Source organism: Burkholderia sp. SRS-W-2-2016 (genome assembly GCF_001931485.1).
GTDB lineage: Bacteria > Pseudomonadota > Gammaproteobacteria > Burkholderiales > Burkholderiaceae > Paraburkholderia.
In genome coordinates this window covers 1-769 of sequence record NZ_MSDV01000099.1, presented here as the reverse complement: position 1 = coordinate 769, position 769 = coordinate 1, and the positions used below count along the sequence as shown (strand labels likewise).

The window sequence follows — 769 nt, the reverse complement described above, 5'->3', positions numbered from 1 at the left end:
TCTCAATGGAGCCGACCTTGAAATACCACCCTGATCTGTTTGAGGTTCTAACCTTGGCCCGTTATCCGGGCTGGGGACAGTGCATGGTAGGCAGTTTGACTGGGGCGGTCTCCTCCCAAAGTGTAACGGAGGAGTACGAAGGTACGCTAGGTACGGTCGGAAATCGTGCTGATAGTGCAATGGCATAAGCGTGCTTGACTGTGAGACTGACAAGTCGAACAGGTGCGAAAGCAGGTCATAGTGATCCGGTGGTTCTGTATGGAAGGGCCATCGCTCAACGGATAAAAGGTACTCTGGGGATAACAGGCTGATACCGCCCAAGAGTTCATATCGACGGCGGTGTTTGGCACCTCGATGTCGGCTCATCTCATCCTGGGGCTGTAGCCGGTCCCAAGGGTATGGCTGTTCGCCATTTAAAGAGGTACGTGAGCTGGGTTTAAAACGTCGTGAGACAGTTTGGTCCCTATCTGCCGTGGGCGCTGGATATTTGAAGGGGGCTGCTCCTAGTACGAGAGGACCGGAGTGGACGAACCTCTGGTGTACCGGTTGTCACGCCAGTGGCATCGCCGGGTAGCTATGTTCGGAAGAGATAACCGCTGAAAGCATCTAAGCGGGAAACTCGCCTTAAGATGAGATATCCCCGGGGCTTCGAGCCCCTTGAAGGGTCGTTCAAGACCAGGACGTTGATAGGTCAGGTGTGCACGTACAGTAATGTACTGAGCTAACTGATACTAATTGCCCGTAAGGCTTGATCCTATAACAGGTGTGT

Annotated in this window: 1 rRNA gene; it reads left to right on the top strand. The window is 53.3% G+C overall.

The features are described from left to right. A 23S ribosomal RNA gene (locus BTH42_RS33945) occupies window positions 1–756 on the top strand; the annotation flags it as partial. Between the last annotated feature and the right edge of the window lie 13 nt (window positions 757–769).